General features: G+C 62.8%; 15 protein-coding genes and 1 pseudogene. 6 read left to right on the forward strand and 10 right to left on the reverse strand.

The window, feature by feature from the left end; genetic code table 11:
• Positions 1-73 precede the first annotated feature (73 nt).
• Complete coding sequence (locus FJ418_RS16510; RefSeq protein ID WP_140867329.1) at positions 74-241, reverse strand: Thivi_2564 family membrane protein; 168 nt, start codon at positions 239-241, stop codon at positions 74-76.
• Positions 242-387: 146 nt separating this feature from the next.
• On the opposite strand from FJ418_RS16510, the gene FJ418_RS31930 reads away from it, so the two are divergent.
• Together FJ418_RS31930 and FJ418_RS16515 are read left to right on the forward strand one after the other, a co-directional pair.
• Positions 388-525 (forward strand): hypothetical protein, encoded by a 138-nt coding sequence (locus tag FJ418_RS31930; protein WP_181166962.1) that lies wholly within the window; start codon positions 388-390, stop codon positions 523-525.
• Positions 526-619: 94 nt separating this feature from the next.
• The gene (locus FJ418_RS16515) at positions 620-784 is read left to right on the forward strand and encodes a DUF3309 family protein (RefSeq protein WP_082048942.1); all 165 of its coding nucleotides are present in this window, start codon (positions 620-622) and stop codon (positions 782-784) included.
• Between the two features lie 14 nt (positions 785-798).
• On the opposite strand, the gene FJ418_RS16520 is transcribed toward FJ418_RS16515, so the two are convergent.
• Positions 799-2658, reverse strand: a complete 1860-nt coding sequence (locus FJ418_RS16520) for a CHASE3 domain-containing protein (protein WP_246683069.1) — start codon at positions 2656-2658, stop codon at positions 799-801.
• 638 nt (positions 2659-3296) lie between these two features.
• Between FJ418_RS16520 and FJ418_RS16525 the strand changes: the two genes are divergently transcribed.
• On the forward strand, positions 3297-4520 hold the full coding sequence (locus tag FJ418_RS16525; RefSeq protein ID WP_140867332.1) for an anion transporter: 1224 nt from the start codon (positions 3297-3299) through the stop codon (positions 4518-4520).
• Positions 4521-4576: 56 nt separating this feature from the next.
• Here the strand turns inward: FJ418_RS16525 and FJ418_RS16530 are convergent, their stop codons facing one another.
• A complete protein-coding gene (locus FJ418_RS16530; protein WP_140867335.1) occupies positions 4577-5161 on the reverse strand; it encodes a TetR/AcrR family transcriptional regulator in 585 nt (194 codons plus the stop codon).
• An 81-nt stretch (positions 5162-5242) separates the two neighbouring features.
• Here FJ418_RS16530 and FJ418_RS16535 point away from each other — a divergent pair, with 81 nt between their 5' ends.
• Positions 5243-6079 carry a crotonase/enoyl-CoA hydratase family protein gene (locus FJ418_RS16535; protein WP_140867338.1) on the forward strand — a complete coding sequence of 279 codons (837 nt, stop codon included), beginning with the start codon at positions 5243-5245 and terminating at the stop codon, positions 6077-6079.
• A gap of 46 nt (positions 6080-6125) precedes the next feature.
• Here the strand turns inward: FJ418_RS16535 and FJ418_RS16540 are convergent, their stop codons facing one another.
• The 3 genes from FJ418_RS16540 to FJ418_RS32390 all read right to left on the reverse strand — a co-directional run bounded on the left by FJ418_RS16540 (position 6126) and on the right by FJ418_RS32390 (position 7934).
• On the reverse strand, positions 6126-7202 hold the full coding sequence (locus FJ418_RS16540) for an HPP family protein (protein ID WP_140867341.1): 1077 nt from the start codon (positions 7200-7202) through the stop codon (positions 6126-6128).
• 215 nt (positions 7203-7417) lie between these two features.
• Complete coding sequence (locus FJ418_RS16545; RefSeq protein WP_140867344.1) at positions 7418-7702, reverse strand: hypothetical protein; 285 nt, start codon at positions 7700-7702, stop codon at positions 7418-7420.
• Between the two features lie 61 nt (positions 7703-7763).
• Positions 7764-7934 carry a hypothetical protein gene (locus tag FJ418_RS32390; protein WP_246683087.1) on the reverse strand — a complete coding sequence of 57 codons (171 nt, stop codon included), beginning with the start codon at positions 7932-7934 and terminating at the stop codon, positions 7764-7766.
• A 41-nt stretch (positions 7935-7975) separates the two neighbouring features.
• Here FJ418_RS32390 and FJ418_RS16555 point away from each other — a divergent pair.
• A pseudogene (locus tag FJ418_RS16555) lies at positions 7976-8128 on the forward strand (CGNR zinc finger domain-containing protein); the annotation flags it as partial.
• A gap of 43 nt (positions 8129-8171) precedes the next feature.
• Here FJ418_RS16555 and FJ418_RS16560 read toward each other — a convergent pair.
• The 4 genes from FJ418_RS16560 to FJ418_RS16575 form a co-directional block, all read right to left on the reverse strand.
• Entirely contained in the window at positions 8172-8474 is a 303-nt protein-coding gene (locus FJ418_RS16560; protein ID WP_140867348.1) for a cupredoxin family copper-binding protein, read from the reverse strand.
• Positions 8471-8995, reverse strand: a complete 525-nt coding sequence (locus FJ418_RS16565; RefSeq protein ID WP_140640992.1) for a DUF4142 domain-containing protein — start codon at positions 8993-8995, stop codon at positions 8471-8473. Before FJ418_RS16565 ends, FJ418_RS16560 begins: the two co-directional genes overlap by 4 nt.
• A 99-nt stretch (positions 8996-9094) precedes the next feature.
• Positions 9095-9793 carry an RNA polymerase sigma factor gene (locus FJ418_RS16570; protein ID WP_140867351.1) on the reverse strand — a complete coding sequence of 233 codons (699 nt, stop codon included), beginning with the start codon at positions 9791-9793 and terminating at the stop codon, positions 9095-9097.
• 138 nt (positions 9794-9931) lie between these two features.
• A complete protein-coding gene (locus tag FJ418_RS16575; protein ID WP_140867353.1) occupies positions 9932-11104 on the reverse strand; it encodes a cystathionine beta-lyase in 1173 nt (390 codons plus the stop codon).
• Positions 11105-11570: 466 nt separating this feature from the next.
• Here FJ418_RS16575 and FJ418_RS16580 point away from each other — a divergent pair, with 466 nt between their 5' ends.
• Positions 11571-12599 carry an amino acid ABC transporter substrate-binding protein gene (locus tag FJ418_RS16580; protein ID WP_140640998.1) on the forward strand — a complete coding sequence of 343 codons (1029 nt, stop codon included), beginning with the start codon at positions 11571-11573 and terminating at the stop codon, positions 12597-12599.
• The last annotated feature ends 16 nt before the right edge of the window (positions 12600-12615 follow it).

Genomic DNA, 12615 nt, shown 5'->3' on the forward strand with positions numbered 1-12615 from the left:
CGCCAACTTCATGGGCTTCGTCAAACTCGCCGCTATCGCCATCTGGCTCAAATAGTTAAATCGTCACCACCGCCTAGAGCACCGCAAGATATTTGAGCAGCGAAATGATGCCGATGATGATGACGATGATCTGCGCGATCTGCCGCGCGCGGGCATCGAGCGGCAGCCGTTGCACAAGGTAGAGCACCAGGATCACCACCAGGAAGGTGATCAATATGCCGATGAGAACCGATGCGCCCATATGCCTGCCTCCGTTTTATCCCAAGGTTGCCCAGATCGGGCTGCCTCAAACGTTGCGGACGGGAGAATGGTTCCACGAAGGTCAAGTGGAACAGGAGACTTGGCGAAGGCGTTGTTCAGCATCTTTGAATATTAAAGGATGGGAACGTGAAAGACGTATTCAGCACCGCTACCGTTATCGCCTCGATCGCGATCGCCATCGCGCTTATGTTTTTGGTTCCCATCAAACTTGAGGCCAACCCCGGGCAGCCAATGGTGTCGGCTCACTCGGCCAGTCCTGAATAGCATCGGCCCGGAGGTGAGCGGAACATGCGTGCCGCTTGCGAGTTGACTTGGTCATAACGGCGCTGGGTTCGCGCTTCAGAAAGAGGAAAAGTCCATGGGCCTCGGCACAATTCTTATAATCATTCTTATCCTTGCCCTGCTGGGCGGCTTCAGTGGCTTGGGCGGCGGGCCGTTCTACGGCACGGGCTACTATGGCGGCGGTGGTCTGGGGCTGGTTCTTGTCATTGTCATCATTCTGGTTGTGCTCGGACGGATCTGATAGCCGCCCAGCAATCAAGCCAGCGCATCCCTCAGCTTCGCCGCCAGTTGTTCCAGCGTGAACGGCTTGGCGATGAAGTGCACATCGTGGTCGAGCACGCCATTGTGCACGACCGCGTTGCGGGTGAAGCCGGTCATGAACACCACTTTCAGCGATTGGGAATGCCCGCGTGCCTGTTCGGCCAACTGACGGCCGTTCATGCCCGGCATAACGATATCCGTCAGCATCAGTGCGATGGCCGCATTCTCGGCGAGCGTGCGCAGCGCCTCCTCACCGCTGGCGGCCTCGACGACCGTGTAGCCGAGCTCCAGCAGCGTAGCGGCCGTCGAAAAGCGCACGCGGGCGTCATCCTCGACGAGCAGGACGGTTTCGGTGGCCGGGACATCGCTCCTGCCACTTGCTTTTGGCGGCGCTGCCGTCTCTTCCGGGCCTGTGAAACGTGGAAGATAGATCTTGATCGTCGTGCCTTCGCCGGGCTCCGAATAGATTTTGACGTGTCCGCCCGATTGCTTGACGAAGCCGAACACTTGGCTGAGCCCGAGCCCCGTTCCCTTGGTTGCAGGCTTGGTGGTGAAGAACGGCTCGAAAGCCTTGGCCATGATGTCGGGTGACATGCCAGCGCCGGTGTCGGTCACCGCGATCATGACATACTGGCCAGCCTTCACCTCCGGATGCCCCACCGCATAGGCTTCATCGAGATAGCAATTGGCCGTCTCGATGGTGAGCTTGCCCTTTTCGTCCATCGCGTCGCGCGCGTTGACCGCCAGGTTGATGATCGCGTTCTCGACCTGGCTCGGGTCGGCATGCGTTTTCCAGAGTCCGCCCGCCAGCACCGTTTCGATCTCGACCGCATGGCCGAGCGCGCGGCGCAAAAGGTCCGACATGCCGGCGACGAGGCGATTGGCGTCGACGATCTGTGGCGCCAGTGGCTGCTGCCTGGAAAAGGCAAGCAGCCTGGCCGTGAGATTGGCGGCGCGCGCCGCCGCGTCGGCGGCCGCCTCGACGAAGCTCTGCACGTCATGTTCGCCGCGAGCTAGCTTGCGCTGCGCGATGTTCATGGCGCTGGTGATAACGGCCAGCATATTGTTGAAATCATGCGCGATGCCGCCCGTGAGCTGGCCAACCGCTTCCATCTTCTGCACCTGGCGAAGTTGCGACTCCGCTTTTTCACGCGTCTCGATCTCGTTGAGCAGCGCAGCGTTCTTCGCGCTCAAGGCGTCTTGCGCCGTAGCCACCTCGTGGAAGCGGCGGCTGGATTGGCGGATCGTGTAGATGCCGAGCAGGAAGATGCCCAGCAGCGCGGCGAACGAGCCGGCGCGCAACCAGCCTTCGATTTGCTCCATGCGCTCCGCGCGGGAAGCGAGGCTCGCGCCGTCGATGCGCCGGATTGCGTCGATATTGGCGCGGATCTGGTCCATATCCAGCTTGCCTCGGCCGCCGCGCACGATGTCCAGGGCCTTGGCCGTGTTGCCCGTGTCGTAGAGCCTGATCGTGTCCGCGAGTTCGGCCTGCTTGCGGGTAATCGCATCTTTGATGCCGACGGCCTGCTGCGCCCTGTCGCTGGCGGCCGGAAACATCTCGTCGATGCGCCTGAGCAGCGCCGGCAGCGCATCGACCGCATGCTGATATGGCAGCAGGTAGTTCTTCTCGCCTGTCAGCAGATAGCCGCGCTGGCCGGTCTCGGCGTCCTGGGCGAGCGATAGCAGGCTCGATAGCAACTGCTGGGCTTCGAACGCTTCGCGGCTGGCGTCGCGATCCGCGATCTGCGCTTCGGCGAGGATGGCGCGTGCGCCAATGATCAGTGCGACAGTGGCAAAGCCGGCAAGGAGCGGAAGCGCTTGCCATCGCAGGGCGCGTCGCAGTCGGACGATCATTGCTTTGTCAGCCCTGAGGAAATCATGAAATTCGCCAAGTCGTAGGCGGCGGCAAAGCGCAAGGCAATAGCCAAGTCCATCAGGCAATGAATGCAGCAAGTTAGCCAGGTCTGGCTACGTCAAACTTTAACGACAGCGTGCTCAGCCGATGCCAAAAGGAAGATTCCGCCGCGGCTGCGTTTGGCGGTCGACCGGCACTCCTCCACGGATCTCGTTAGCTCTGGCGTCCGCTGCATTCGAGGCAGACAATGCTGTGTCCAGGACAACTCAGCCGATGCGTGCCTCCTGGGCAGCAATGGCCATTTGAGCTCAGCCAGCGCGCGCAAACGAAAACTTTCTTGGCCCCATGACAACGGGAGCATTCCTGCGGACGCATCAATTCCTCCCGTGGCGGGACGCGATGTTCCGCTTCAACGACCGTATTCATCCGTTTAGTCCCCAACGCCTGGATATCGGTCACATATGTTAATTCACTATTCTTTACATTAGGGTTTATGAACGTGAAAGGCATGAAAGCGGGACAAGGCTTTCATGCGCTTGCGCGCTTTCCCTTTGCGCTGGCCTTGTTAAATGTGGTGCCGCCCGATGCGTCGACGGATTCTGGCGGGGGCAGGGCAGGCAACGGGAACCTTCTTGCAATGACTTGGACTGGCGCCGGCGCGCTTTTCATCCTCGTGCTCACCTATGCTGGCGTCGCCGTCGGCCGTATCCCGGGCCTGCGCCTCGACCGCGCCGGCATTGCGCTGCTGGGCGGCGCCGCCATGATCGCCATCGGCGCGATCGGCATCGATGATGCCTACAAAGCCATCAATTTCGACACCATCACGTTGCTGCTCGGCATGATGATCGTCGTGGCGCATCTGAAGGTCTCGGGCGCGTTTCGGGCGCTCGGCGGCTTTGCCATCGAGCATGCCCATGCGCCCTTCATGCTTTTGGTGATGGTGACGCTGTTGACCGGCTTGCTCTCGGCCTTCCTGGTCAACGACGCGATCTGCCTGGTGATGGCGCCGATCGTCGTCCACGTCACACGGGTCATCAACCGCAACCCGGTGCCTTACCTCATCGCCACCTGCACGGCCTCGAACTGCGGCAGCGTCGCCACCATCACGGGCAATCCGCAGAACATGGTGATCGGCGCGCTGTCTGGCATTTCTTATCCGGCTTTCACGCTGGCGCTCGCGCCGGTGGCGCTGTTCGGCCTGCTCTGCGTCATCGTCATCGTGCGCATCGTCTACCGCACCGAATTCTCCCGCCCCGCCGAACTCAGCCCGGAAGTCTATCGCGGCCGCATGCTGCCCGGGCAGGTGTTGAAGGCCACCATCGTCTGCGTGCTGCTGGCGCTCGCCTTCTTTGCCGGCGTTCCCGTCGCCAAGGCAGCACTGATTGCCGGCGCCTTCCTGCTGGTCACCCGGGCAATCAAGCCGCGGCGCATCTACCGCGAGATCGACGGGCCGCTGCTCTTCATGTTCGCCGGGCTGTTCGTGGTGGTGGCCGGAGCCGAGCGCACGCTGCTCACGCCCGATATGATCGCTTGGGCGAAGAACATCGGCCTCGACGATGTCTGGCGGCTCTCTGGCTTCACCGCGGTGCTTTCAAACATCATGAGCAATGTGCCGGCGGTACTGGCGCTCCGGCCCTTCATCCCTGGGTTGGAAAACCCGGAGCGCGCCTGGCTTGTTGTGGCAATGAGCTCGACGCTTGCCGGTAATTTCACGCTGCTCGGCTCGGTCGCCAATCTGATTGTCGCCGAGCAGGCAAAGGCGGCCGGCAAGGAGCTTTCCTTCTCCGCCTTCTTCAAGGTGGGCCTGCCGCTGACGCTGGTGACGCTTCTGGTCGGTACGGCCTGGCTGGCCTGGTCCTGAGGATGCGGTCCTTTCGGACCGCTCTATTCGGAGCGCAGGGAGCGCTACGATCCGGCTTAGCCTTTGCCCGTCATCCTTGCCCGTATCAGCGTCGCGGCGGCGTGGCCGGCGGCGGCGACGTAGTCGGGGTCGTGATGGATCAGCATGCTGGAAAAGGCGCCGTCCATCAGAAGCACGATCTCGCGCGCCAGCATTTTCGCCTCGGCGACATCGTGGCTTGAAAGCGCGCTTGCCAGCCATTTTTCGAAATTGGTCTTGTGGCGCGCTCCAGCCTTCACCGCCGGATGCCCCGGCGTCGCGGCCAACTCTGCCGCCGTGCGCAGGAAGCCGCAGCCCTTCCATTTGGGGTGGCGCGCCACCCGCGCCAGGTTGGTGAAGATTGCTTCCACCTTTTTATCCGCGCCGCCCTCCGACGCCTCGAACCAGCCGGCCATCTGTTCGAGATTGGGCTGGTCGCGGCCGTCGAGATAGGCCGCGATCAGGTCGTCCTTGCTCTTGAAGTGATAGTAGAGCGTGCGCTTGGTGAGCCCCGCTTTTTCGGCCACCGCATCGACGCTGACGCGGCCGATGCCTTCGGCATAGAACAGCTTGGTCGCCGCATCGACGAGGCGCTTTCGGGTGGGATTGGCCTTTTCGCTCATGTTCGTAGTATACTGACTAGTGAATATACAAGCAATCGAAAGCCTGCTCCTATCCCGCCGAACTGCCGGAAAGGAAAAGTCATGACCGACCTTGTACTGAGCGAGACGCGCGACGACGTCGTCATCCTCACCCTCAACCGCCCCGACAAGCTGAACGCGCTGAATTACGCGCTGATCGACCGGCTGCTTTCGCTTCTCGACCTGATCGAGACGGACGATGGCGTGCGCGCCGTCATCCTTACCGGGGCAGGGGAGCGCGCCTTCTCCGCCGGCGCCGATATCCGTGAATTCTCGTTGAGCGTGGCCGAAGGCGCCGATGTCGCGCTGCGCGATTTCGTGGCGCGCGGCCAGCGCCTGACGGCCCGGCTGGAGGCCTTCCGCAAGCCGGTGATCGCCGCCGTCAACGGCCTCGCCTTTGGCGGCGGCTGCGAAATCACCGAAGCGGTGCCGCTGGCGATCGCCAATGATCGCGCGCTGTTTGCAAAGCCCGAGATAAAACTCGCCATGCCGCCGACATTCGGCGGCACGCAGCGCCTGCCGAGACTGGCCGGCCGCAAGCGCGCGCTGGAGCTGCTGCTCACCGGGGATGCGTTCTCACCCGCCCGGGCGCTGGAGCTCGGCCTCGTCAATCAGGTCGTGCCGCACGGTCAGTTGATGCCGGCCGCGCTCGACCTCGCGCGGCGCATCGTCAGCCACTCGCAGGCGGCGGTGGCGAGCATCCTCACCGCTGTCGCGCGCGGCCTCAACCAGAGCACCGCCGAAGGCCTGCTCGTCGAGGCAGAGCAATTCGCGCGCATGGCTCCCACGGCCGATCTGCGCGAAGGCCTGAGTGCCTGGATGGAACGACGCAAGCCGATCTATGACGGCACATGGATGCATATCACCCGGCCGGCCGGGACAAGACGAGCGGCGCGGTAGCGCAATCGAACGGCGAGCGGGGGCATGCCAGGTGATTGGTCCAGCACTATGCCACCGCTTTGAGCTGCGCCGGCGCCTGTACGCGCGCGGCTGCCGCCAGCATGTCGGTCTGAGTGATCAGGCCGAGTATATGCCGCTCGCTATCGACGATCACCACGGCATGGCTGCGCCCGTCGGTCAGCACGGGCAGCAGGCTCATCGCCGGCGTGTCGGGTAAGGCGGTGCCGGCCTTCGACATCACCCCTTTCACCGTATCGGTGGCTCTCGTCAGCTCGCGCAGGCCTACCGCGCCGGTGAGTTTGCCGTCCGTGTCGACCACCGGCAGAGTGCGGATGTTGTGATCGATCAGCTGTTTGCGTGCTTCGTCGGCCAAGGCGGTTTCCGGCACCGAGATCACATCGCGGGACATGATATCTTTGCACAGGAGCGTGCGCTGCGAGCGCACCATCGCCTGCAACTCGACCTGGCGCAGCAGGCGCTCCAGGTCGTCGCGGTCGATGTCGAAAGTCTCGTCCAGCGCGGACAGCGCCGCATCGACATCCTCGGGCCGGAAACCGACACGCTCGGCCGGCGGCCGGTCGGCGGTGCCGTGGCCGCCCGCGGGTTGATGCACGTGCGGATAGCTGCGTCGTGACAGCTTGTGGAACAGAAAACCGAGCGTCACCAATATGATTGAGTTCAGCGCCACCGGCAAAAAAGGAAACAGGAAGCCAGCGGCGGCAATGGCCGGCCCCCCGAGTACGCCGGTAAGCGCTGCTGCGCCGCCCGGCGGATGCAATGAGCGCGAGAATGACATGGCGGCGATTGCCAGCGCCACCGCAAGGCCAGAGGCGATCACCGTGTCGTGCACAAAATGCGCCACCGTCACGCCGACCAGCGCCGAGATCGTGTTGCCGCCGATGATCGACCAGGGCTGCGCCAACGGGCTCGAGGGAACGGCAAAGAGCAACACCGCCGAAGCACCCATCGGCGCCACCAGCATTGCTACATCCGCGCCCTTGCCCATCGCAAGCCCGCTGATCACGCCGGTCAGCGCGATGCCGATCACGGCACCGATGCAGGCGATCAGCCGTTCGCGCAGCGTGGCGCCGGCTAGGATCGGAACAAAGAGGCGGAACGCCATGGCAGGTCCTGGATCGATTGGGGTGGAATTGCGTTGCTCGCAATGCCGTTGAAACCACGGATTTGGAAGCCAAACCAATCCGTATATTCGCAGCCTGGGAGAATATTATTGCGCCGCCAGCTGAGTAGGACATGCCGCCAGCGGCCTCGGCTTTCTCAATCGCGCCAAGGCGTTACGGCCGTTTGCGGAATCGGCCCTGCAATCGCCGGCCACCCCTACCTTTGCTTTGGCCGGGCGTTGAATCCCAGCGCGCCGAGCACCTTCACCGCACCACTCTTGCCCCCTTTGAAATCGCCAGAGGCTAGCCGCGCACCCGTAGCGAACTCATAGGCGGTGCCGAGGATCGCCTTTGGTGGATAAAGACGGTCTTCCCAGGCCAATTCATAGGTCGTGGTCGGCGCAAAGCCGTGCTCGGCGAAAAATCGGTCAGGCCCCAGCCGGTCGTAGTCCTCTATCGCGCGCAAGATATGCGCGCGCGTCACGCGATCCCAGGCAATCATTGCATTGTCCTCCTTCGGACAGACTTCACCTCACCGCCGTCCATGCGCAGCGTCGAGCCGGTCATCCAGCGTGCCGCGGCGAGACGAGGCAGGCCATCAGCTCGGCGATCTCCTCCGGGTCTCCATATCGGGCGATGCCGGCTTCTTTCGGAAAATTCGCCGCCGCATCCTTGACGCTCATCTTGTGCAGCGGTGCCCAGTGCTCGAGATAGGAGCGTCGCCGGCCGGTCATCACCGGTCCCGGCACACGCTGTTGACCTGCACGCCATCGGCAATGTGAAGGCTTGTGAAGGTTCCGCCTGGACGTTGCTTTTCGCCGACCATACGCGCGGTCACAGACGCCGCTGGTGCAGCATGGCCGCCTGTGGCAACCGGGCAAAGCAGGCCGCGCACCGGCACAGGCAAAAGGATCATGACCACAACTAAATCGGGCGAGGCGCGGCGCGCCTCGCTCGATTGGTAGGTCGGATCAAGGGGCTACCTCGATACGGCCCTTCATGTTGGGATGGAAGCGGCAGAAATAGTCGACCGCTCCCGCCGCCTTCAGCGTGACCTTGCCCTTCGACTTTGTCGGGATCATCACATCCCAGCCGCCTTTGACCGTGGCGGTGTGGGCGAGAATATCGTTGTTCGTCCACTCGATCGTATCGCCGACCTTGGCCTGAATGCTTGCCGGCGAGAAGACCAGCTTGTCGATCGTCACCTTGATCGTGGTCGAAAGCGCCGGCGAAGCGATGAGCGTCAGCGCCATGGCAAGAAGCAGCGATCTCATTTCAGCATGCCGGCGACATGTTCGGCATGCTGCTCGTGTCCCTGGAAGATCTTGAGACCAGTCTCCAGCAGGCTCTTCAGTTCGGCATTGCTGGCCGATGGGATTAGTAGGGTTTCGAGCGCGCCGTTGACCTGCTTGTGATAGGCGACTTCGTTGTCGATATAGGCCTTGTCGAAGGCAGCCCCTTTCAACTTCGCCAGCTTGGCGCGTTCTTCCTCCGCCGCCTTGGCCAGCGCCTTGCTGGTGTCATTGTCCTCGGGGGTGACCTTCAGCTTCTTCACCAGGTCGAGCGCCTGCTTGTTCACCGCCTCATGGTCGCGCGCCATGTCCTTGGCGAAGTCGACGACCGCCTTGTTCTTGGACTTCTTGATGGCCAGCTTGGCCGCTTCGATGTCGATCGCGTCGGCCGTATAGGCGATGTGGGCGATCTGCGGGTCGGTGGGCTTTTCGGCGGCTAGCGCCAGCGGCGCGGTGCTGACGAAGAAAAGGGCTGCGAGGGCGGCGGTCGGTCGCATGAACATGATATCTCCTTCGCCCGGCGCGCATGGCCCTGGGCTCATCTGGTGTTGACGGCCATTGGATGCGGGCGAGAACGAAATGTTCCCGGGAAAAGACCGAAATCAGTGCTCGAATCCGAGCCCTGTCATCACCGCCTGTGTCAGCCGATCGCAGCGCCGGCCGGCGAAGGGGAAGGCGTCGAGCAGCACCGGGCCGATCTCGTCATCGAGCGCCTTGCGCACGAGGGCACGCGCCCGGTGCAGCCTCGTCTTCACCGTTTCCTGCCGGATACCCAAAAGCTCGGCGGTTTCCTCGATGCTCAGGCCCTCGATGACACGGGCTACGAAGACGGTGCGATAGACATCGGGAAGGCTGTCGGTCGCCCGTTCGACGAGTCCCAGAATCTGCCGCTGCGCCATCGTCCGCTCCGGATCGTCACCTGGATTCAAGTCGTTTTGGTTCAAGGGAAACCGGATGATCTGCGCCTCCGGGTTTTCGGGCATCGCTACGACGCGCTTGCGCTTGCGCAGCCGGCCGAGCGCTTCGTTGATGACGATGCGTGACAGCCAGGTGGAAAGCGAAGCCTCGCCGCGAAAGGCACCGAGATTGGCGAAGGCGCGCATATAGGCCTCCTGCACGACGTCTTCGGCCTCGGCGTCGTTGCCCACGACGCCGCGCGCGATGCGGTAGAGCCGCTGGTTGTGCGTCTTGATGATAGTGCGGAACGCACCCGGATCGCGCGAAAGCGCCCGTCTGACCAATGCCATGTCGCCGGCCCTGGCCGCACCGATTTCGGCGGCTTCAATAGCAGGCTGTCTCATCTCGCCCCGATCTCCCGGCAACGTTACATCCGCGATTGGATGCGCCTGCCGACAAAAGGTTCCCGAGTGTAGCATCGGCAATGCTACTTCTTCGACCGAGGCTTGTCTGCCGGTCGGAATCTTGCGCCGATTAGCCTGTCACCCGGCCGCGGCTGCCGCTGCCAGCCCGCGCAGAATATCGGCCTTGAGGTCCTCGACATCTTCCAGCCCGACCTGCAGCCGGATCAGCGAGCCGGCATACGAACCCCTGGCAAGTATGCGGTCGCCGAGGAAGACCGGAACGGCGAGGCTCTCATAGCCGCCCCAGGAATAGCCGAGACCGAAGATCTTGAGCGCATCGAGGAAGGCGTGCTGCGCCTTCTGCCCGCCGCCGTTGAGCACGATCGAGAAAATGCCGCTGGAGCCGCAGAAATCGCGCTTCCAGAGCGCATGGTCGGGATGGCTTTCCAGAGCCGGGTGCAGCACCTGCGCGACGCCGGGCTGCTCTTCCAGCCAGCCCGCGATCTCGAGCGCGCTCTTGCGGTGATGGTCGAGCCGCACTCCCATCGTGCGCAAGCCGCGCAGCACCTGGTAAATGTCGTCGGGTCCCGAACAGCAGCCGAGCGTGCAGAAGCCATCATAAAGCTGCTTCCAATGGGTCTCGTTGGCCGACACCGTGCCGAGCAGCACGTCGGAATGGCCGGCCGGATATTTCGTCGCCGCATGGATCGAGATGTCGACGCCATGGTCGAGCGGCTTGAAATAGAGCGGCGTCGCCCAGGTGTTGTCCATCATCACGATAGCGCCGGCAGCATGCGCAGCCTTGGCGATAGCCGGGATGTCCTGCACCTCGTAGGTGTTCGATCCCGGCGATTCGGTGAACACCACCTTTGTGTTCGGCTTGATCAGCGATGCGATGCCGGCGCCGATGCGCGGCTCGTAGTATTCGACCTCGACGCCGAGCCGCTTCAGCATCGTATCAGCGAAGTGGCGCGTCGGGTGGTAGACGCTGTCGACGATCAACAGGTGGTCGCCGGCGGCAAGGAAGGTGAGTAGTGGTATCGTCACCGCCGCCAGCCCGGAAGGCACCGCGATCGTGCCGGCCGAGCCTTCCAGCGCATCGACGGCGAGCGTCAGCGCGTCCATCGTCGGCGTGCCGCGCGTGCCGTAAGTGTATTTCTGGCTGCGCCTGGCCATCGAAGCGGCGTCGGGATAGAGCACCGTCGAGGCATGCACGACCGGCGGGTTGACGAAGCCGAAATAGTCGTGCGGGTTGTTGCCCGAATGGGCAAGCAGCGTGTTGATGCCCATTTCGATGCCGTTTCTAGCCATGGTTCGTCGCCTGTCGAATGATGTCAGCGGACCAGCCATAAAGCGGCGGCAATGCCGGCGCAACCGCGCCGAGCCCGCCAAAAGCCGATCTTCCGCTGGGCCAATGCAAAGGCGCGCAAGCCCAGTAAAGCACCGCTATTGCCGCTGCGGATTCTGGCGCCGGACCACCGATTCGCGGCGGCGCAACTTGGCTGATTTGTTCGCATCGCCTGCCGGTTTCATGTGCTCTTGTCCGTAATTCAGGCATTTGCGGCAATTGCTTTTCAAACCTCTCTGGAATCGGTCATTTCCCTTGACCTCACAGGAATAATCGCCTTCGATGCGTTTCGTGAATGGGAGGCAGCGCATCGGCAACCGATGCGGGTCCGGGAGTGGGCCTTGAAGTGGGAGCTGCGTTCACAAACGAAAAAAGATCAAGCGTCGCCTGGCGATAGGGGCGCCTGTAACAGAAAAGGGTCTGTGGGTCATGAAACACATTGCAATCGGCATTCTTGGCGCCGCCGCGCTCGGGTTCATGGCGTCCGCCGCTTCGGCCGGCACGCTCGATACCGTGAAGCAGAAGGGCTTTATCCAGTGCGGCGTCTCGACCGGCCTCGCCGGCTTCTCGGCGCCGGACGACAAGGGTGACTGGAAGGGCATCGACGCGGACTTCTGTCGCGCCGTTGCGGCCGCTGTCTTCGGTGACGGCTCCAAGGTCAAGTTCACGCCGCTCAGCGCCAAGGAGCGTTTCACCGCCCTGCAGTCAGGCGAGATCGACATCCTGTCGCGCAACACCACCTGGACCAGCAACCGCGACAGCGCGCTCGGCCTCGATTTTGTCGGCATCACCTACTATGACGGTCAGGGCTTCATGATCAACGCCAAGAAGCTGCCCGGCGTGAACTCAGCGCTGCAGCTTTCTGGCGCGGCCGTCTGCGTGCAGAGCGGCACCACAACCGAGCTCAACCTCGCCGACTACTTCAAGAAGAACAAGATGGAGTACAACCCCGTCGTGTTCGAGAAGCTCGAAGAGGTCAACGCCGCCTATGACGCCGGCCGCTGCGATGCTTACACCACCGATCAGTCCGGCCTCTATGGCATCCGTCTGACGCTCTCCTCGCCGGCCGACCATGTCGTGCTGCCTGAGATCATCTCCAAAGAGCCGCTCGGCCCGGCCGTGCGCCAGGGCGACGACCAGTGGGCGCATATCGCGCGCTGGACCTATTTTGCGCTGCTCAACGCCGAGGAAGCCGGCATCACGCAGGCCAATGTCGACGAGATGAAGACGTCGACCGACCCGAACATCCAGCGCCTTCTCGGCACTGAACCCGACGGCAAATACGGTGCCGATCTCGGCCTCTCCAACGACTTCGTTGTCAACATCGTCAAGGCGGTCGGCAATTACGGCGAAATGTTCGAGCGCAATGTCGGCTCGGGCAGCCCGCTCAAGATCGCGCGCGGCATCAACGCGCTGTGGACCAAGGGCGGCCTGCAATACGGTCCGCCGATCCGCTGATTGAAACGTGATCCGG

It is taken from the genome of Mesorhizobium sp. B2-8-3 (assembly GCF_006440815.1).
In the GTDB taxonomy this organism is placed as follows: Bacteria; Pseudomonadota; Alphaproteobacteria; order Rhizobiales; family Rhizobiaceae; genus Mesorhizobium.